Below are 18,664 nucleotides of genomic sequence, written 5' to 3' on the forward strand. Positions count from 1 at the left end.
GTTGGTTGTAGCGCCTCTGCCATGCTTGCAAAGCGCAGCAGCGTGAAACTACTTGGAAAATTGGCGGGACTAAAGGATCGGATGGCAATCGCCATGAATTCTCCGCAGACTGGAGAAAATATTAGTTACAACAGCCGTTATTTCATAAGAATAAAGAGGGATCGACTAGCAATGATAGCATTCGAATTCAGCCATTGTCTTGTCGATTCCTACGCTCGATTCTCTCGATCGTTCAGCATCATCCGATCTGAAGACCTGAAGGCGGAGGTTGATCGCCAATACGACGCGGGTCGTTTCTGGCCAGACTCGCTTCTGTCCCTAAACCCTCAATATCTCCAGGGGCCGACCGTCGACGCTCTCGTCGCTTCTGGCGATCTAGACGAAGCAACCGGGAGAATATTCCGGTTTGGGACGACGCCCGTGCAATTTCACCGCCACCAAGCGCAATCGATCGCTAAGGCGCGGGCAGGCCAGAGCTATGTGGTCACCACCGGAACCGGGTCGGGCAAGTCGCTCTGCTTCTTTGTGCCGATCGTCGATGCAATCGTTCGTGCAAGGAAAGCTGGGAAGCCACGCAGAACCAGCGCGATCATTGTTTATCCGATGAACGCACTTGCCAACAGCCAGATTAAGGAGATCGAGAGGTTCATCTCCCAGTCGGGCCTGCCCAATCAGATAAAGCCGATCGTGCGCCGCTACACCGGCCAAGAAAGCCAGGAGGACCGGCAGCGGATTGCAGACGACCCGCCTGACATCCTGCTGACCAACTTCATGATGGCTGAGCTGCTCCTGACGCGACAGGACAGCCTCGACACCAAGGTCATAGAGAACGCTAGCGGACTGGACTTTATCGTCCTCGACGAGCTGCATACCTATCGCGGTCGGCAGGGCGCCGATGTCGCGATCCTCGTTCGTCGCCTTCGCAACCGCTGCACGCCGGACAAGGCGCCCATCTGCATCGGAACCTCAGCCACTATGGCGAGCGAAGGCTCGGAGGCCAACCGTGCGCAGGCCGTGGCGGATGTTGCGTCCCGCCTTTTCGGCACGCCCATTGGGCCGGAATCGGTCATCGACGAGTCGCTTCGGCGGGCCACAAATGATCGGTTGAAACTCGACGATGCGCGGCCGAAGCTCGCGTCTGTGCTGACATCAGCACTTCCGGATAATTTGACGGACGAGGCGCTGAAAGAACACCCGTTGGCGGTGTGGGCAGAGCTGGCGATTGGGCTGGAGGACGCGCAAGAACTCAAGCGCAAGAAGCCGATCGACTTTGGAAAGGCGGTAGAGCTGCTGTCGGAGGACAGCGGCGTGGAGTTCGAAGTTTGCCGAAGCAGTCTTGAGACTTTTTTGACCCGCATAAGCCTCCCGGAAACAGAACGGGGCGGTTTGGGGACAAGTGCATTTCTGGCATTCAAGCTCCATCAGTTCATCTCTGGCGCCGGCGAGGTTTTCACCACGCTGACTGTAAAGCCCAGAAATGTTTTGTTCGAAGGCCAGCTCGAAGACCCCAGTGCGCCTGGCCATCGGCTGTATCCAACCCGTTTTTGTCGGGAATGCGGACATGAGGTTCATGTCGTTACCAAGACTGAAGACGCCGAAGGCGCCCTGTTCCTGCCAAGGAACATCGATGACGCGCCGCTCGATGATCAGGAGGGAGAAACCGCGGGTTATCTAACCCCTGCTGGCGATGGCGATCTCGATTACGCCTTCACGGGCGAGATCGAATCCTATCCCGAGGATTGGCGAGAGGAGCGCAATGGCGTCGAACGGCTCCGTGCCAATCGGAAACGGCGAACGCCTCAGATGGTGGTGGTCGCGCCGGACGGGCGATACGGCTCGTCGGGAAAAACCTTCTGGTTCATACCGGGCAAATTCGGCTTCTGCCCGTGCTGTCTCGACCAACCGCATCCCGGCATGCGCGAGCGCACAAAACTGGCAGGCTTGTCCGGCGAGGGCCGAAGCTCAGCCACGACGCTTCTCGTAGCGACCGCCCTCGAATGGATGAACAGGCGCAACAGCGGCGTTCCCGCGGACAAGCGCAAGCTACTCGGCTTCACAGACAATCGTCAGGACGCCGCCCTTCAGGCGGGACACTTCAACGATTTTCTGTTCGTCAGCCTCCTGCGCGGAGCGATCCTTCGGGCTGTCCTGGACGCAGGCGACGAGGGTTTGACCGAGGACGAGTTCGGCCTACGGATCGTAAGGGCGCTCGGCTTCACCGCCGCCAACCGGGATGCGCTCATCCACTGGATGCAGGACTCCGAGGCTGGAGCCGTGATCCGCGAGGACGCTCAACGATCCCTTCAAAAGGTTCTCGCGCATCGACTTTGGACGGATCTGCGTAGGGGATGGCGTTACACCAATCCGAGCCTCTCCGTTCTCAAACTCATCGATGTCGAGTTCATCGGCCTCGACGACATCGTGGAAGATACCGAACGCTTTGCAGCCATACGGCCGGAATTCGGCGTACTCGATGCGTCCGCGCGAAAGGTGATGCTGAAGAAGCTCCTTGGCGCGATGCTCGACGGCTTGGCGGTCGGTACAGAAGCGCTCGACCCGACAGTTCTCGAAGGTGTCGCCCAGAAATCCCGCAATCTGCTTCGCGCGCCCTGGACCATCGACATCACGGAGACGCCCCGAAGCCGCACGACCCTGTTCCTTCAGGCCCCGGGCAAAGATCAAGTGGGCCTACGAGAGGAACAAACAATCGTCCGCGCCGGCACAATTCCCGTATCGGACGCCTCATCAATCGCAAGAGTATTATCGGGATCAAGCTCGGTAGGAACGACTACCTGACGGCCATGACCGGCCTTATGGACCTCCTCGCGCGGGAGGGATTGGTGTCGCGCGTCGATCTGGAGAAGGATTTGCAGGGGTGGCGTCTGTCGCCGTCAGCTGTCCGTGTCGTGCCCGGTGAAGCCATTCGGAGCGGCGTAGCGCAGGGCAACCGCTATTTTCACGATCTCTACAACGAAATCGCCGTCGATCTGAAAGGCGGTCAGAGCAGCTTCTGGGGTCTGGAAGGCCGTGAACACACGGCTCAGGTCTCCCAAAGACAACGCGAATGGCGCGAGTGGCGCTTTCGACACGAGCAGGAAGACCGGGAGAACCTCGCGAGAAATGCGGCCGAGCTTAAGGCGGCGGGCGAGTCGGAGCAGTTTTTGCCCGCCCTGTTCTGTTCACCGACGATGGAACTCGGCGTCGATATTTCGGCGCTCAACGCCGTCTATCTGCGAAATGTGCCGCCGACACCGGCCAACTACGCTCAACGCGCCGGCCGTGCGGGGCGCTCCGGGCAGGCCGCCGTCATCGTGACGTATTGCGCGGCCCAATCGCCTCACGACCAGTATTTCTTCGAACGGCGCAATGAGATGGTGGCTGGTGTCGTTCGCCCTCCTGCCCTCGACATCACCAATGCAGAACTCGTCCGCTCACACCTGCACGCCGTTTGGCTCGCCGAGGCGAAGCTCGCCCTGTCTCCGGACATCCCGGAGATCCTCGACCTGACGCAGACGGGATACCCGCTGAAGGCGGAGGTCCATGAGGTGATCGACCGGCCTGAACTGGCATTAGCGGCGCACGCCCCGATGAAGCGCGTTCTCGATCAAATTCTCGCTTCAGTGGATGGTCGAAAGCCGGTTTGGATGAGCGAACCGGATGATTTTGTCTCTTCGGTTAGTTTGAGCGCGCCGCAAGCGTTCGATGATGCATTTACGCGTTGGCGGGAGCTCTATAACTCCGCCCGGACGCAGTTAATTGAGGCCAACGCCCGGTCCGAAATCACAGGTCTCTCGGCCGCCGATCGTCGGCGCATCAAGGCATCGCAGATGCAGGCGAGCGACCAGATCGCCATTCTCGAACAGGGAAAGGCTTCGAACGGCTCGGATTTCTACTCCTACCGTTATCTCGCGACCGAAGGCTTCCTGCCGGGCTACAATTTCCCCCGGTTGCCACTCTACGCTTTCATTCCCGGCGAGGGGAAGACCGGCTCTTTCCTCCAGCGTGCACGTTTCCTGGCAATCTCGGAGTTCGGACCGCGCAGCCTGATTTATCACGAAGGCCGCGCTTATCGGGTCATGAAGGCGAAGTTACCGCCGGAAGTACGAACTGGTGACGCGGCGGAACTCGCCACCAGGGATATTTTCATCTGCTCGAACTGTGGCGCCTGCCATGACGACGAGGTCGAGCGCTGCCACGCCTGCAACAGCCCGATGGCTGGTGAGACGCCCGTGCAGCGGACGCTCAGGATTGACAACGTCGAGGCCGCACCGGCCGAGCGGATCACGGCAAATGACGAAGAGCGCGTCCGACAAGGCTTCGATATTCAGACAGTGTTCTCCTGGCCGAAACGCGACGGCCGAGTGCAAATCACCGAGGCCGACTTCCGCTGCGAGGACGCCTCGATCCTCAACCTGCAATATGCCAACAGCGCCGAGATCAGCCGGATCAACAAAGGGCTGAAGCGACGAGCAAACCAGACGGTCTTCGGCTTTTATATCGATCCGCGCAGCGGTTACTGGGCGAAATCCGATGACGAAGATCCCGATGTGGATGTACAGCCGGATGTGGTGAGGCCGGTTCAGATCGTTCCCATCGTGCGGGACCACAAGAACGCACTGCTCTTCCGATTCAACGAGCCGACGGCCTATGCGCCCGAGACGATCGTCACCGTTCAGCACGCCCTGCTGAGAGGCATTGAGGTCGTCTTCCAATTGGAGGAAGGCGAAGTCCTCGGCGAGCCGTTGCCCGCCCGCGACAACCGGCGCGCTGTGCTGGCCTATGAGGCTACGGAGGGCGGTGCCGGCGTTTTGAGTCGCCTGATCGAGGATCCGCAAGCGCTCGGTAAGGTGGCCCGTGAAGCGCTGAGGTTGATGCATTTTGAGAAGGTCGATGAAGCGATCGCGGCAGGCGATGCCAAGCTGCTCGCCAACCACGATGGAGAGGCCTGCGTGCGCGGGTGTTATCGGTGCTTGCTCTCCTACTTCAACCAGCCGGATCACGAGCTGATCGACCGGGCGAGCGATGAAGCGAAACAGATGCTCGTCGATCTGGCGCGCGGACAAGTAGTGCTTGCCGCAGCACCAGGTGAGGCGGTCGAGGGTGGGGGATGGGCGAATGCCTTTAAGGACGCTGGGCTTCCACCCCCGGATGGCCCGTCGATCTCCTTTTCCGACCAGGAAATGAGTTTCGCGTGGCGTAGCCATTTCGTCGCTGCTTGCATCTCTCCCTTGGCGGAAGCGACACGCCAGGCTGCTGAGGCCAAGGGCTGGACGCTGTTTGAGTTACCGGAAGCTGTCACTGCGGGCGTGCCCGACGCGATGCGTTCGATGTTCGGGAATTAGATCGATGACAGTGAATTTTACGCCAGGGGATTTGGTTCGAGCGCGCGGCCGTGAGTGGGTTGCGCTTCCATCGCCGCAAGATGGTATCCTCGCGCTTCGCCCTCTCTCGGGAGGCGGCAGCGACACCGTTGTCCTCGATCCGGCGCTCGAACTTCTGCCGGTCGAGCCTGCCCGTTTCGATCTTCCCGCCGATGCGGCCGCGACGGTTCAGGCGAAAGCAGCACTGCTAGCGGATGCGATGCGCCTGACGCTCCGCCGGGGCGCAGGCCCCTTCAGGTCGGCGGCCCAACTCACGTTCGAACCGCGGACTTATCAGTTCGTCCCCCTGCTGATGGCGCTGCGTATGGCGACGCCGCGGCTTCTGATCGCGGATGATGTGGGCATAGGCAAGACGATCGAGGCCAGCCTCATCCTGCGTGAGCTCATAGACCGGGGTGAGGTAGATGCGTTTTCGGTGCTTTGCCCACCACACCTCGTCGAACAATGGCTCGGAGAGCTGAAGACTCGCTTCGGCATTGACGCCGTTCCAGTTACGTCCAGCACAGCAAGTCGGCTCGAACGCGGACTGCCACTCGCCCAGACTCTGTTCGAGGCTTATCCCTATACGGTCGTCAGCCTCGACTACATCAAGGCGGAGAAGCGCCGCGAAGGATTTGCGCGCTCCTGTCCGGATTTTGTTATAGTCGATGAGGCCCACGCCTGCGTCGGAACGCATAAAGGCAGACAGCAGCGTTTCGATCTTTTGCAGGGCTTGGCGAAGAACCCCGATCGCCGGATGATCCTTCTGACCGCGACGCCGCATTCCGGGGATGAAGAGGCTTTTGCCCGCCTCCTCTCCTTGATCGATCCGTCATTTGCATCGCTGGACTTCGAGGACACGCGGTATCGCGAGCGCCTGGCGCGGCATTTTGTGCAGCGGCGTAGGATCGACCTCGTCACTGGCGATTGGCACGAGGATCGCGCCTTTCCAAAGCACGAAACCACCGAGTTTGCCTATCGCCTGTCCGGCGTGCATCGCGACTTTCAGGATGCTGTCCTCGACTACTGCTTCGGCGTCGTCTCTCAGGCGGGATCGGGACAGCGTGAGCAGCGCCTCGCCTTCTGGGGTACGCTGGCCCTGATGCGTTGCGTCGGGTCTTCCCCAGCCGCTGCGTTGAGTGCGTTGCGGAACCGCATGTCGAGCGAAAGCGATCGCCTCGAACCTCAAATCTATGACGACGACGGAGATGACGAGGACGCGGTCGACCTCGAACCTGGCACAGCATTCGATGTCGATCCGGCGCTTCTCGCTCTGGTGAGGCATGCCGAGGAATTGGTCGGCAAGGCCGACCCGAAGCTGGCGGCTTTGATCGAGACGCTGACGCCCCTCATCAAGAAGGGCGCAAATCCCGTCGTCTTCTGCCGTTATCTGGCGACGGCCGAGCATGTGCGCGATGGTCTGCGCAAAGCCTTTCCGAAGCTCACCGTCGAATCCGTGACAGGCGTTCTCACGCCGGACGAGCGTCGTGATCGTGTCGCCGACATGGTGTCGGCGGACGAGGAAAAGCCAGTCCAGCGTATTCTTGTCGCTACCGATTGCCTCTCCGAAGGGATCAATCTCCAGCAACTCTTCGACACGGTCGTCCACTACGACCTGTCATGGAATCCGACCCGGCACCAGCAGCGCGAACGGCGCGTCGATCGTTTCGGCCAGCCGGCGGAACTCGTCCGGTCGATCATGATGTTCTCGCCGGACAGCGCTATCGACGGCGCCGTGCTTGAGGTCATCCTTCGCAAGGCCGAGGAAATCCGTAAGGCGACGGGCGTAACCGTGCCGCTCCCCGAAGAACGCGGGCCGGTGACCGACGCATTGATGGCGTCGATGATGCTGCGCCGCCGTGGAAGCACCCAGCTCACGCTCGACCTTCGTTTCGAAGACAGTGTGAAGGCCGTGGAGGGGCGATGGCGTGACGCTTCCGAAAATGAGCGGAAATCGCAGGCGCGCTTCGCGCAGAACGCCATGAAGCCGCAGGAGATCGCGCCCGAATGGGAAAAAGTACGCGCGCTGCTCGGCTCCCCAGCCGATGCGCGCTTGTTCGTCGAGCGCGCCATGTCGCGCTTCGGCGCACAGTTGGAGACGCGCAAAGCCGTGCTTCTGGCCCATGTCGATGCCCTCGATGCCGGCCTGCGCGAGCGTCTGGCCGAACACGATCTCAAAGGATCGGTGCGCCTGGCGACGATGGAGCCCGCACCCTCTGGCACGGCGCTGCTTACAAGAATGCACCCGCTGACAGCGACGCTTGCCGAGGCGCTGGTCGAAGCCTCGCTCGACCCGGAATCCTTGTCTGGGTTGGGCATCGGTCGTGTCGGTGCCTGGCCCACCGCCGCAGTCCAGCAAGTCACCCGCCTCGCACTTCTGCGCATCCGCTTCAAGCTGACTGTCCATGCCCGCAAGGAACGGCTGCTGCTGGCGGAGGAAGCCGCTCTCGTCGCTGTGCAAGTCGCGCGGATTGTGGCGGTCGGCGAAGAAGCGCGCGAACTGCTGAACGCGCCCGCGACGGCCGATTTCGCGCCCATCGCGCGGGACAGATTCATCGCCAAGACCAAGGAGGAATTGCCGGGTCTGCTCGAAGGGCCAATCGCCGAATTCGTCCGATCGCGCGCGCAGGAACTGATGCAGGATCACGCCCGCCTTCGTGTTGCCGCCGGGTCCGCTTCCCGCGTCACGGTGGAGGCCGTATTGCCGCCGGATGTCATCGGCATGTTCTCGCTGATGCCGGGGGAGGCTTGAACCATGGCGCGCAAACCCGTCACCGACATGTCTGCATGGCCTTCCCTCACGCTGGAAGGCAACCTCATCGCTCCGGCAATGGTCGCCAGCATCGACCGCCGGCAAGCCTTCGATCAGGCGGAAGAGGATTATCGCATCCGCAAGGGACTGACGATCCGCGAGGAGATATCAACCTCCTTCCGTGTCGGCCAATCCCATTTCGACTCATTCACGAACCTTCAGAATCCCTCGGTCGAGGCGACTAGGCGCTTTGTCCGGGCCTTCCTCGCGGAGACCTTCGGCTTCGATGATCTCGCTCCGGCCGATGGCACGCTCTCTTTCCTCGCCGGCGGACGTGTCCCGATTGTCGTGGTGCCGCCATCCGAGGAAAAGCTCGATCGCCGCAGCCCGACGCTTTCGACCGATCGTTCGCGCTCTCCGGCTTTCGCGCTTCAGGACCATCTCAACGATCATGACGACGCGCTCTGGGGGCTGGTCACGAACGGGACCATTCTGCGTCTCATGCGCGACAACGCCTCGCTGACGCGGCCAGCCTATATCGAAGCCGATCTCACGCAAATCTTCACCAATGAGGATGCCTCCTCTTTCGCGGTTTTGTGGTCGCTGATCCACCGCACACGGTTCGGCGCTGCTGGCGCCCCGGCCACGGATTGCGCGCTGGAGCGCTGGCGTGATGCCGGTTCCCGCGAAGGCGAAGCCGCGCGTGACCGGCTGGCGGCGCAGGTTGAAATCGCGCTCCGGGTGCTCGGCTCGGGTTTTCTCGAATCCAATCCCGAACTCGCCACGCGCTTGAAGTCAGGCGAGAACGATCTGACCGAGTGGTTCAACGAACTGCTGCGCCTCGTCTATCGCCTGATCTTCCTCATGGTGGCGGAAGACCGCAACCTGCTCCACCCCGAAACGGCGGCACAAGACGCCCGCAGGCTCTACCGCGAAGGCTACAGCCTCGCCGCGCTGCGCGCCTCCTGCGTTCGCGCGGCCACCTGGGACAAGCATCACGATCGCTATGAGGGCATCAAGATCGTCTTCCGCGCGCTGGCTCATGGGCAGGACGCGCTCGGCCTGCCGGCGCTCGGTGGGCTTTTCAGCGACGACAAACTGCCGAATCTCGAAACGGCGCGCCTGCGCAATCGCGCCTTCATGGAGGCGCTCTATCGCCTCTCCTGGCTCGCCGACAAAGCCGGCATGACGCCGGTTAACTGGCGCGCGATGGAGACCGAGGAGCTTGGCTCGGTCTATGAATCCCTGCTCGAACTGCAGCCGCAGCTTGGCGAGGACGGCAAGACCCTGCACTTTGCCTCGGAGGCGGCAGAGCAGAAGGGCAACCAGCGTAAGACAACCGGCTCCTATTACACGCCGGACAGCCTCGTTCAGGCGCTGCTCGACACGGCACTCGACCCCGTGCTGGACAAGACCGAGGTCGAGGCCGACGACCCCGCCGCAGCGCTCCTGAAACTGTCTGTCATCGACCCCGCCTGCGGCTCGGGCCACTTCCTGCTGGCTGCTGCCCGCCGCATCGCCACGCGGGTGGCCCGCATTCGAGCTGATGGCACGCCGTCGCTTTCCGATTTCCGTCATGCCCTACGCGATGTTGCGCGGTCTTGCCTATACGGCGTGGACCGCAATCCGATGGCGGTGGAGCTGACCAAGGTCGCGCTCTGGATCGAAACTGTGGACCCCGGCCTTCCCCTCGGCTTCTTCGACGCACAGATCCGTTGTGGTGATGCGCTGCTGGGGGTCTTTGATCTTAAGGTACTGGAGGATGGCATCCCCGATGCTGCCTACAAACCGCTGACAGGCGACGATAAGGAAACCACGAAATTTTATACCCGCGCCAACCGGGACGAGAAAGCTGGTCAGGGAAGTCTGGATTTCACAGGTGGTCGATCCCGTTTGCCGGCCATCCGACCGATTGCCACGGAATACACCGGCTTTCGGGCGCTGGGCGAAGACACGCTCGACGATATCATCACCAAGGATCGTCGCTTCCGGTCGATCCGTGAAAGCGAGGCCTTCCACAAGGCGCAAATGGCTTGCGACCTCTATATCGCAGCCTTCCTTTTGCCGAAGACCGGCGGCGCCCCAACTTCGCGGGGCACGCGATTGGTTCCGACCACCTCGGACGTCTGGCAAGCGCTGGATGACGGGCAGGTCTGGGGGCCGATCATTGGGCAGGCGACTGTTGCAGGCCGAGCTCGCGCCTTTCATTGGCCGCTGGAATTCCCGGACGTAATGCAGCGCGGCGGGTTCGATGTGGTGCTTGGCAACCCGCCATGGGAACGAGTGAAGCTGCAGGAAGAAGAGTTCTTCGCCCTCAGGGATGCTGAAATCGCGACTGCGAAGAATGCAGCAGCACGCAAGAGGTTGATCGAACAGCTGCACGAAACCAACCCGCGCCTCGCCAAAGAATGGCGGGACGCATTGAGATCGGCCGCCAACGAAAGCCACTTCATGCGAGAGTCCGGCCGCTTCCCGCTCGGAGGCGTGGGCGACGTAAACACCTATGCCGTGTTCACTGATCTCGCATGGGCCGCGCTTCACCCCAACGGACGAGCCGGTCTGATCATCCCCAATGGCCTGGTGGTCGGCTTCACCTACAGAGAATTCCTGCGCCGCCTATTGTCTGAGAAGTCTTTGATCTCGTTCTACGGCTTCGAGAACGAGGACAAGATATTCAAGGACGTTCATAATGAAACGAAGTTCGGCCTCCTCACGATCGGTGGGACGCGAGTCAATATTGATCAACCATGGTTCACGGCGCACATCCGGCAGCCGTCCGAGATTGCCGATCCTGAGAGGCGATATGCCCTGACCATTGATGAGATCAGGGCCATCAATCCGAACACCTTAAACCTCCCAGCCTTCCGTTGGTCGAAGGACGCTAAGGTTACGGCCGCGATACACACGGCCGCGCCGATCCTGATCGAGAAACAAGACGCGATGATTACGCGGAACGGATGGCAATTCGCCAGCGAGCCATGAACATAAAGTTCTTCGTTCTCGAGCAGGCTCCAGTTCTTTCGCCCGAACAAATGGATCAGGAGGTAGATTGGCTAGGCGCAACGGCGATTGAATGGCTCAAGTCACGCCTACTTGAACTCTGGTTCACCAACGTCGAACTTGAGGCCTTTGCTCGCGATCTCGGATTTGGGGGACGTCCATTCATTTGGAATAAAATTCGCCGTCTCGCAATCCAAGCCGAAATTGATGCAGCCATGCTGCATCTGTACGGCTTGACCAGAGAACAGTCGGAATGGGTTCTCAACTCCTTCACGGTGCTTAGAAAGTATGAAGAACGCGACCATAACGAATTCCGCACCAAACGGCTCGTCCTAGCCGCTTACGACGCCATGGCCGAAGCAAAGGCTGCGCGAACCGCATACATTTCCCCGCTTTCTCCGCCACCAGCCGACCCGAGTCTTTGTCATCCCTCCAGTGCCGAAGATACTCCGCTTATCGAGCTGCCGGTACTCGACAGCCTCCCCAACAGCGCATGGACTTGGCCGGCCACCATTCAACCGCGCGACCGGCTCCGCTACGCGGCACAATATGCGCTCTGGCAGATGGTGCCGGCGACCGATGGCGCGCATATCCGGTTCGTCATCGCCAGCCTTGCAGAGCCTGCATTGCTAACGCCGATGCTGACCGGGGCTGAGCGCGACCAATGGGTCAGGCTCGCTGGGCCTGAGGCCCTGCCATTACAAGGCGTTGTGCGGCTCCGCCCTGCTATCAATCAAGCGTGGAGGTCGATGTTCGAGATCCTGATCACATCGGGCCAGTTGGCAGAAAGCGCCAACGGAGCGTGGGTGCGCGGACAGCATTTTGGCACGGCAGGGTTGGATGCCAATTCCAGCCATGCGCAGCGCGCTGCCTTCGCAATGGCGGCCGTGCGCGCAATGGAAATCGGAAAGCTCGCCTCCGCTGTTGCGCAGGAAGACAATGTGATCTGGGAGAGGTTCGGCCATGGTTAATCAGCCCGACCTTTTCGCCGCGGTCATGACACCACCGAAGGCGCCAAAGGGCCGGGCCGGCCCTCGGCTTTGGGTTCGTCGTCTGGCCATTTTCAAGGATCGCCAGACCCTCATCCGCGATGTGCCGCTGAAACCTGGCCTCAACATCATCTGGACACCGGATATGTCGAGCAGCGGCCGCCGCGCCTTGGCGCATGGCAGCGGCAAAACCACATTCTGCCGATTGCTTCGGGCCTGACTCGGCGAGCCAAGCTACGCAATCGACACTCAGCGATCGCGCCTCATGACGCGACTTCCCGACGGCCTGTTCGCGGCCGAGATTCTGATCGACGGCGTATGCTGGGTCGCCATCCGCCCGCTGGGGCTGCCGGGCGGAGAGTTCGTCGTTCAAGCTGATACGATCGAAGATGCGATCCGGCGGGGCCGTCGCGATGGTGATCAAGGAGCCATCGATCCTGTCATCGTCGGCAGCTTCTTCTCGTCGTTGGCGGGGGCAACGCCACCGGAAATCAGCCGCGAACAGGTCTGGGACGTGCTTCGGGCCTGGCTGACGCGCGATCAGGAATGCCGTCTCGCCGACATCCTCGCATGGCGTTCATCACAAACCCAGACCCGGTCCCGCGCGCAGGTGCTGGGCGAAACCGCCAAGCTGACCATGGTGCGCCTTGCCTTGCGCGCTCTCGACGCGGAAGAGCGTGCCGCCGCCGCCCGCGAGCGAGAGTTGGTCGCTACCGTAGAGGACGAGCGTCGCCGCCACGCGTATCAGCAACAGCGATATGCCGAGAGCTTGAACGCAGTGAGGCAGGCGCTGGGTGTCAGCGATGAAGTTGGGTTCGAAGACACGATCGACCAGAAGGGATTGGTTTCGTTGGCGGAGGCTGCGCTGGCCGAGGCTATGCGAGCGACTGTGCCGAAGCCTCCCGATGTCGGAGCCATCTTTGCCCGCCAAAAGGCTCTCAATGCCGAGCGCGAAATGCTGACGACGAAACAGCAGCAGTTGGACAATGACGCGCGTTTCAAGCGAGGCGAGGCCGAACGCTACCGCTCCGAAGCCAATCCGGGTGAGATCGACATCACGCAAGGCCGGATCAGAGTGTGCCCCGTGTGCCGGGTCAGCATCGACGAGATCAAGGCGAACGGATGCGGGATTTCGCTCGAACCCTGTGATCTGGCCGCACTAAAGTCAGCCATAGCAGACAAGCAAAAGAAGGCCGCCGATCTGGATGCTGAGGCAGGTGGTGCGGAGCAGGAGAGCAAGCTCGTTGGGGCGCAGATTCAGCAGTTGGAGGCGAAGCGGCTCGCGCTGGAGACTGAGGTCAAAACCGCAGATGACGCCGTCCGCGCCGCGCAGGCCGTAACGGAGGAGATTCAGGACGGAATCTATCTTGCGAGACGCATGTTCGACGATGTTCGGGCGCTTCGTGAGAGCGCGAAGAATGAAAAACCTGCTCCTTGCGGAACCACGGCTTTAGACGCCGTTCGCGCGCAGTTGAAGGCTGGTAAAGCGCGGGCGCAAGTCGCCATCCGGATCCTGGAGGAGCGGTATCAGGGGATCATTGCTGCTTGGCTCCCCGAAGGAATTACCAGCGCGATCAAGCTGGACGGCCACGGACTGAAAGTCGATGCCGAGTTCGCGGGACGGGGGGAAGTGTCCACCGCGGCGCTGGATTCGCTCAAGATCGTCGCCTTCGACCTCGCGGCGTTGCATATGGCCATTGAGGAACAAGCCGATCTGCCGGCCTTTCTTATCCACGACAGCCCGCGTGAAGCCGACCTGGATGGGCAGCTCTATGCTGGCCTGTTCGAACTCGTGCATCGATGGGAGGAGGCTGCCGCGACGCCGTGTTTCCAATACATCGTAACGACGACCACCGCCCCGCCGCCCGAGTTGCAGGACGAACGCTACGTCCGGCTTCAGATGAGTTCGACACCGGCGGAAGTGCGATTGTTTGCGATGGATATTTGAGCTCCGATATGGCTCTTGAGGCTCCCCAATCCTTCATTATACGAGAAGAATGCGAGAAAGCCGCCTCGCATAACGGCTTCCGCCGTGTTCTAGGTGAGAAGGCTGGATGGCGCGCCTTCGCGTCCACGACAGCGCACGGCGCAATCTATTTGGCAGCGGAAGGCATCCAGGGGCCGTGGTTTCTCGCTACCGATCATGCCGGCGTCGTCGCGGAACTGGATTGGCCAGCCGCCGCCATGCCCGGCCCCGGCACTCGGCGCTACGCCTTCAATGCGCTGGGCGAGCTCTACGCAGCGCTGAATCGAGTCTATGCCTTGGCGATCAGTCTTCCTGACGCACCTCTGCGCGAGTTTGAGCGGCGCGTGGCCAACCTGCCGCAAACCACCGAGATTGAGCGCCTGGTGGTGCAGCGGATTGGACAGGACATCTTTCGCGACCGTCTGATGGATTACTGGCAGGGGCGTTGCCCTCTGACGGGGATCGCCGATCCCGCGCTGCTGCGCGCCTCGCACATCATCCCTTGGGCTGATTGCGAAAACGATGCCGAGCGGCTCGACGTGCATAACGGCTTGCTGCTGTCAGCGCTCTGGGATGCCGCCTTCGATCGCGCGCTCGTGACCTTCGATGACGCCGGAAACCCGGTGTTTTCGCCAGCACTCAGCGAACAGGCGCGTGCCGAATTACGCTGGAGCGCTTCCATTTCGCTAACGGACGATCACCGTTGGCGGCTCGCGCGCCATCGCGAGAGAGCGCGATCTCAATAGTAGCGCGGGTCGCGCTCACGCAGCGCCGACGACCTCGACATATTCCGACTGCGAGGGGATCATCAGATATGCCCCCAGCCGCGCCACATGATGCACGCCGTGTAATTGTCGGTGCCTGCGTGCATCTCGACGATAAAAGCGGTTGGCCGCGACCGAGACCACCTTGCGCGATCACGCGCTTGCGATCGTCGTGGCTCATGATCTTGGGTAAAAAAGCGCTGATCCTTCCTGTTTTCCAGCTGCCCTATCCCCGTCTTCGCCTGCTCGACAGGAATAGCGTGACGATGAAAACCGGCACGCCGATCAATGTCACGCCGATGGGCAGGCGAAGGGCGCTGAGCAAGCCGCGTGCAAGGGCATCCGCCGGCACGACGAGAATGCCGCCCATCAGCCCCGACAGCAGCAGCCTCCGCCGACCGACTGCGGGGATACCTCGCGAGATGCGGGGTCAACACTCCGAGGAACGTCAGCGGACCGACGGCCTTGACAGCCGACGCGGCCAGCATTCGGCAAACACAAGCAGCACGGGCCGGGACCGCCCAACCGGCTCGCAGCGGCCGCGAACGCGATGAGTTCCCGGGGAGCGCCGGGCGCGACGAACGCGAGCACCATGACCATCGTAATGGCCCCTTGGCTCAACCCGAAAAGCCCGGGGTCGGCCAAGGGATTGCAGAATGGCATCAGCGAGCGCAACACACCAACCAGCCATGAAGCCCATGAGGATGCGGGCAGCCGCACCGTCCATAAAGCGTAAACCTGTTCGTCGGTCATTTCGCGACCGACGAACAGGCGCACGAGATCCGAAATTCTGTTCTGCCGAGCCCCGTCGAAAGCGTCGCGAGCAGAATGGCCGCAACCGCGCTCGATATGACAGGAGCCAGCTCCCAGCGATCTGATGAATGGGCGAAAATCCGCCCCTGTGATCGCGCCCGCAAGGCGCGTTGGCGGCAATAAACGCATGGTCAGCAAACGCGAGGTAGAACGAGACCTTGGGAGAGGACGCGCGCTTAAAGAACCATGGTCTGGCACCGAAGTCGGCGGCGGACTTCGCATTTTGTGCTGCACGGATTTCATTACCTCAAGGACGACGGTGTGATGGCAATTATTTCGCCGCACGGCGTTTTGTTTCGCAGGAGGTGCGGAGGCGAAAATACGCTGTAAGCTCGCTGGACGATGGGCATATTGCACGTTATCGGCCGCCGGCGAACTGTCCTACTCGAGCGGCACCCGGTCTGAATCCTTGGTCTTGAAGAAGGGCGAGACGTGGACCGGACCGGGAGCCCACGAAGGTGTAAGGCGGGCGCTTGGAAGATGGTCAACATATGGATTGACGTATCAAGTCAATATGTCAATTTATACATTGACACCGTCTGTTTTTTGTCAACCGATTGATTGACGAATGAGCATCAAGCGAGCCGTTCGCGAGCAATATCAGGCCATCGTCGACCGCGCAGCAGGTCAGACGATTGGCCTTCGCGTGCCGCCCGAAGGCTGGCTTCGCACAATGCGCAAGGCGCTCGGGATGTCTGGCGCACAGCTGGGACGGCGAATGGGTCTGACACGGGCGCGGATCGCCGCCGCTGAACACGCGGAACTCTCCGGAGCGATAACGCTGAAATCGATGCAGGCTGCCGCAGAAGCCATGGGATGCCGCTTCGTCTATGCTGTCGTGCCGCAAACGACCGTTGAAGAGGCGGTAGTGGCACAAGCCAGAAAGAAGGCACTCGCCATCGTTCATGCCGCCAGCGGTCATATGGCGCTCGAAAGCCAGGTGCTTCCCGACGACAGGATTGCGAGACAGGTCGCCCGGCTTGCGGAAGATCTTGTGCGGGCGATGCCGCCTGATTTCTGGGAGGACAAATGACCGGCGTCATGGATTATCCGGAAGGGGCTACCCCGCTCGACCCGGACGAGATGCAGGGCCTGAAGTACCGGCACATCACGACACGCGGCGAACTCGACGAACTGGAGCAGGTCAATATCGAATCGGGGCTGCTTTGGCTTTCCCGCCAGCGCCAAAAAGACTTGCTCACGGACGATTTCGCCATCACGTTGCACAAGAAGCTGTTCGGCGATGTCTGGAAGTGGGCCGGGACGTTCCGCAGGACCGGCAAGAACATCGGAATCGATCCTCGCCATATCGGGGTCGAACTGCGCATGCTGCTTCAGGATGCGCGATACTGGGCGGATAACGGCACCTTCGATCCGGTCGAGGCGGCAGTGAGGCTCCATCATCGCATGGTCTTCATCCATCCGTTCCCGAATGGTAATGGCCGACATGCCCGCATCATGGCCGACGCAGTCCTGACGCACGTCTATGGCGAAAGACCGATCGACTGGTCGGGCGGCTCCGATCTGCAAAGGATGAACGCGCGGCGATTGAGCTATATTGCTGCGCTGCGCGCCGCTGACAGGGGCGATCTGGAGCCGCTGCTGGCGTTTGCTGGTTACGGTGAGCGATGATCGCCGCCGCGACAAAGGCTTGACAGAGGGTTTATTGGGGCGACGTCCGTTGCAGCCTGAATCTTAACATGCGTTTGAAAGTCACGCCCGGAAGGGATCGAGGAATGAAACCGGACCACAAGTCCGGTTTCACGTTACTTATGCGCGGTCTCGTTGCCGCTACCGCTCCATACCTCTGCTGCGGGCGCTGCGGAGGAATTGCTGTGTTTCCCGCCGTTCGAGGCTGCTGGCCTGCCGGGCTTCCATCTTGGCCTCGATGCGCCGCTCGATGGTTTGCAGCCGGGACCTGTCGGCGGCTTCGAGCGGTCTCGCGATCTCTCGCCGGAAGGCGGTTCCCGCATCGCGACCCTCTTCCGTCGAAAACAGGAGCGCGCCGCTTCGGTCGAAGACACGAATGGGCGCGAGCTTGCGAACCTCGATGAGGGTCAGCGTATTCGCCAGGGTCTGCGCGGCCTCGTCATGCGACTGAGGCGGCACCAGCGTCCCCCAGCCGAGTTTTTCCCTTCCGGCTTCGTAGATGTCGAGAAGGCGCGCGCGGGAAATCTGTTCGGGCAGCGCTATGACCTGAACCGAAGTTTTGTACCCGGCTTCGCACGCCTGTTGAAGCACGTCGCGGGTCACACTCTGATTTCTGAAGAAGCCGTCGAGCACGATATTGCGGCGCCCCCCGATGGCGGTGAGAGCAAGCGTTTCAGCCCATTTCTGCGCGTCGAGATCGGTCGCCTGGACGAACGCCCTTTCATCGCTCGCGAGAAGTGCTGCCGCGTCGGGATGGAAGTGCCGCGCCTCGGCCACGCTGACGATCACGGGAGCGGGAGAAAGGCCTTCGACGGCTGCCGCGCGAAGTTTAGCCTGGAGCGAGCCAGGCTGCCCGCCGATGAGGGTCAGGACCGGCTTTGCCGCAGGCTCGGAGCCCGCAAGCATGTCGTCCTGCATGATCCCGGAGATTTCATCGTGGCTTTCAGCGGTGAGCCTGTAGGAAGGGCTGGTCATTCATTGGCTCCCTTCAGGCTGACGAGAGGCCCGTATTCGGCGATACAGCGGATGCGCGCTTCCACGTCTCCCCTGTAAAGGCGCATCTTGAGGGCATTCGCCTCGCGGCTTTTTGAAACGAGAAGAGCGACCCTCTCCAGATCGCCGACACGTGTGGCCTTCGCCAACTCGCGCGATATCCAGCCGCGATAGGCATGCATCACATCCAAAGCGACTTCCATCTCCAGAACCCCCTCCCTGCTATAGTCGTCGTCCGAACTTTCGGGATCGCCCATGCCGGTTTTCCTCCCTCTCTGCGTCCCCCGATGTTCATAACCTGTTCTTGATCTGACGCCAATATATTTACTTAGGTGTGAGTGGGTATCGCGCTCAATCGGGGGGGGGGGGGGCGTCAT

Annotated in this window: 14 protein-coding genes; 11 read left to right on the plus strand and 3 right to left on the minus strand. The window is 61.2% G+C overall.

What is annotated here, in order from left to right; all coding sequences use genetic code 11:
- Nucleotides 1–21: 21 nt before the first annotated feature.
- The 8 genes from EK416_RS17950 to EK416_RS06295 are packed head-to-tail and all read left to right on the plus strand — an operon-like array spanning nt 22 to nt 14,813.
- Nucleotides 22–2,796: a DEAD/DEAH box helicase gene (locus tag EK416_RS17950; RefSeq protein ID WP_245433958.1), complete on the plus strand. Its 2,775-nt coding sequence runs from the start codon at nt 22–24 to the stop codon at nt 2,794–2,796.
- A 5-nt stretch (nt 2,797–2,801) separates the two neighbouring features.
- Nucleotides 2,802–5,342 carry a Zn-binding domain-containing protein gene (locus EK416_RS17955; RefSeq protein WP_245433959.1) on the plus strand — a complete coding sequence of 847 codons (2,541 nt, stop codon included), beginning with the start codon at nt 2,802–2,804 and terminating at the stop codon, nt 5,340–5,342.
- Between the two features lie 4 nt (nt 5,343–5,346).
- On the plus strand, nt 5,347–8,112 hold the full coding sequence (locus tag EK416_RS06275) for a DEAD/DEAH box helicase (protein WP_127076653.1): 2,766 nt from the start codon (nt 5,347–5,349) through the stop codon (nt 8,110–8,112).
- Between the two features lie 3 nt (nt 8,113–8,115).
- On the plus strand, nt 8,116–11,094 hold the full coding sequence (locus EK416_RS06280) for an Eco57I restriction-modification methylase domain-containing protein (protein ID WP_210210974.1): 2,979 nt from the start codon (nt 8,116–8,118) through the stop codon (nt 11,092–11,094).
- Nucleotides 11,070–12,083: a hypothetical protein gene (locus tag EK416_RS17845; RefSeq protein WP_210210975.1), complete on the plus strand. Its 1,014-nt coding sequence runs from the start codon at nt 11,070–11,072 to the stop codon at nt 12,081–12,083. Before EK416_RS06280 ends, EK416_RS17845 begins: the two co-directional genes overlap by 25 nt.
- Nucleotides 12,076–12,321, plus strand: coding sequence for a hypothetical protein (locus EK416_RS06285; RefSeq protein ID WP_127076654.1), 246 nt, complete (start codon nt 12,076–12,078; stop codon nt 12,319–12,321). The genes EK416_RS17845 and EK416_RS06285 overlap by 8 nt, the downstream gene beginning before the upstream one ends.
- Nucleotides 12,322–12,366: 45 nt before the next feature.
- The gene (locus EK416_RS06290) at nt 12,367–14,049 is read left to right on the plus strand and encodes a DUF2326 domain-containing protein (RefSeq protein ID WP_127076655.1); all 1,683 of its coding nucleotides are present in this window, start codon (nt 12,367–12,369) and stop codon (nt 14,047–14,049) included.
- Between the two features lie 8 nt (nt 14,050–14,057).
- Nucleotides 14,058–14,813 (plus strand): HNH endonuclease, encoded by a 756-nt coding sequence (locus tag EK416_RS06295; protein WP_127076656.1) that lies wholly within the window; start codon nt 14,058–14,060, stop codon nt 14,811–14,813.
- Nucleotides 14,814–15,057: 244 nt separating this feature from the next.
- Here EK416_RS06295 and EK416_RS17960 read toward each other — a convergent pair whose 3' ends face one another.
- Nucleotides 15,058–15,201, minus strand: coding sequence for a hypothetical protein (locus tag EK416_RS17960; RefSeq protein ID WP_245433960.1), 144 nt, complete (start codon nt 15,199–15,201; stop codon nt 15,058–15,060).
- Nucleotides 15,202–15,423: 222 nt separating this feature from the next.
- Here EK416_RS17960 and EK416_RS17965 point away from each other — a divergent pair, with 222 nt between their 5' ends.
- The 3 genes from EK416_RS17965 to EK416_RS06315 all read left to right on the plus strand — a co-directional run bounded on the left by EK416_RS17965 (nt 15,424) and on the right by EK416_RS06315 (nt 17,276).
- Nucleotides 15,424–15,567 (plus strand): hypothetical protein, encoded by a 144-nt coding sequence (locus EK416_RS17965; RefSeq protein WP_245433961.1) that lies wholly within the window; start codon nt 15,424–15,426, stop codon nt 15,565–15,567.
- Between the two features lie 645 nt (nt 15,568–16,212).
- Complete coding sequence (locus tag EK416_RS06310; RefSeq protein ID WP_127076657.1) at nt 16,213–16,677, plus strand: mobile mystery protein A; 465 nt, start codon at nt 16,213–16,215, stop codon at nt 16,675–16,677.
- A complete protein-coding gene (locus EK416_RS06315) occupies nt 16,674–17,276 on the plus strand; it encodes a mobile mystery protein B (protein ID WP_127076658.1) in 603 nt (200 codons plus the stop codon). The genes EK416_RS06310 and EK416_RS06315 overlap by 4 nt, the downstream gene beginning before the upstream one ends.
- A gap of 159 nt (nt 17,277–17,435) precedes the next feature.
- Here the strand turns inward: EK416_RS06315 and EK416_RS06320 are convergent, their stop codons facing one another.
- Both EK416_RS06320 and EK416_RS06325 read right to left on the minus strand, forming a co-directional pair.
- On the minus strand, nt 17,436–18,269 hold the full coding sequence (locus EK416_RS06320; protein WP_127076659.1) for a zeta toxin family protein: 834 nt from the start codon (nt 18,267–18,269) through the stop codon (nt 17,436–17,438).
- Nucleotides 18,266–18,544, minus strand: a complete 279-nt coding sequence (locus EK416_RS06325; protein WP_127076660.1) for a hypothetical protein — start codon at nt 18,542–18,544, stop codon at nt 18,266–18,268. The genes EK416_RS06320 and EK416_RS06325 overlap by 4 nt, the downstream gene beginning before the upstream one ends.
- Between the last annotated feature and the right edge of the window lie 120 nt (nt 18,545–18,664).

The organism is Rhodomicrobium lacus (assembly GCF_003992725.1).
GTDB lineage: Bacteria > Pseudomonadota > Alphaproteobacteria > Rhizobiales > Rhodomicrobiaceae > Rhodomicrobium > Rhodomicrobium lacus.

Coding starts and splice junctions, on each gene's coding strand:
- EK416_RS17955 (WP_245433959.1), top strand. CDS start 2,802: ATGACCGGCCTTATGGACCTCCTCGCGCGGGAGGGATTGGTGTCGCGC.
- EK416_RS17960 (WP_245433960.1), bottom strand. CDS start 15,201: ATGGGCGGCATTCTCGTCGTGCCGGCGGATGCCCTTGCACGCGGCTTG.
- EK416_RS06310 (WP_127076657.1), top strand. CDS start 16,213: ATGAGCATCAAGCGAGCCGTTCGCGAGCAATATCAGGCCATCGTCGAC.
- EK416_RS17845 (WP_210210975.1), top strand. CDS start 11,070: ATGGCAATTCGCCAGCGAGCCATGAACATAAAGTTCTTCGTTCTCGAG.
- EK416_RS17950 (WP_245433958.1), top strand. CDS start 22: ATGCTTGCAAAGCGCAGCAGCGTGAAACTACTTGGAAAATTGGCGGGA.
- EK416_RS06285 (WP_127076654.1), top strand. CDS start 12,076: ATGGTTAATCAGCCCGACCTTTTCGCCGCGGTCATGACACCACCGAAG.
- EK416_RS17965 (WP_245433961.1), top strand. CDS start 15,424: ATGACCATCGTAATGGCCCCTTGGCTCAACCCGAAAAGCCCGGGGTCG.
- EK416_RS06275 (WP_127076653.1), top strand. CDS start 5,347: ATGACAGTGAATTTTACGCCAGGGGATTTGGTTCGAGCGCGCGGCCGT.
- EK416_RS06315 (WP_127076658.1), top strand. CDS start 16,674: ATGACCGGCGTCATGGATTATCCGGAAGGGGCTACCCCGCTCGACCCG.
- EK416_RS06320 (WP_127076659.1), bottom strand. CDS start 18,269: ATGACCAGCCCTTCCTACAGGCTCACCGCTGAAAGCCACGATGAAATC.
- EK416_RS06280 (WP_210210974.1), top strand. CDS start 8,116: ATGGCGCGCAAACCCGTCACCGACATGTCTGCATGGCCTTCCCTCACG.
- EK416_RS06290 (WP_127076655.1), top strand. CDS start 12,367: ATGACGCGACTTCCCGACGGCCTGTTCGCGGCCGAGATTCTGATCGAC.
- EK416_RS06295 (WP_127076656.1), top strand. CDS start 14,058: ATGGCTCTTGAGGCTCCCCAATCCTTCATTATACGAGAAGAATGCGAG.
- EK416_RS06325 (WP_127076660.1), bottom strand. CDS start 18,544: ATGGGCGATCCCGAAAGTTCGGACGACGACTATAGCAGGGAGGGGGTT.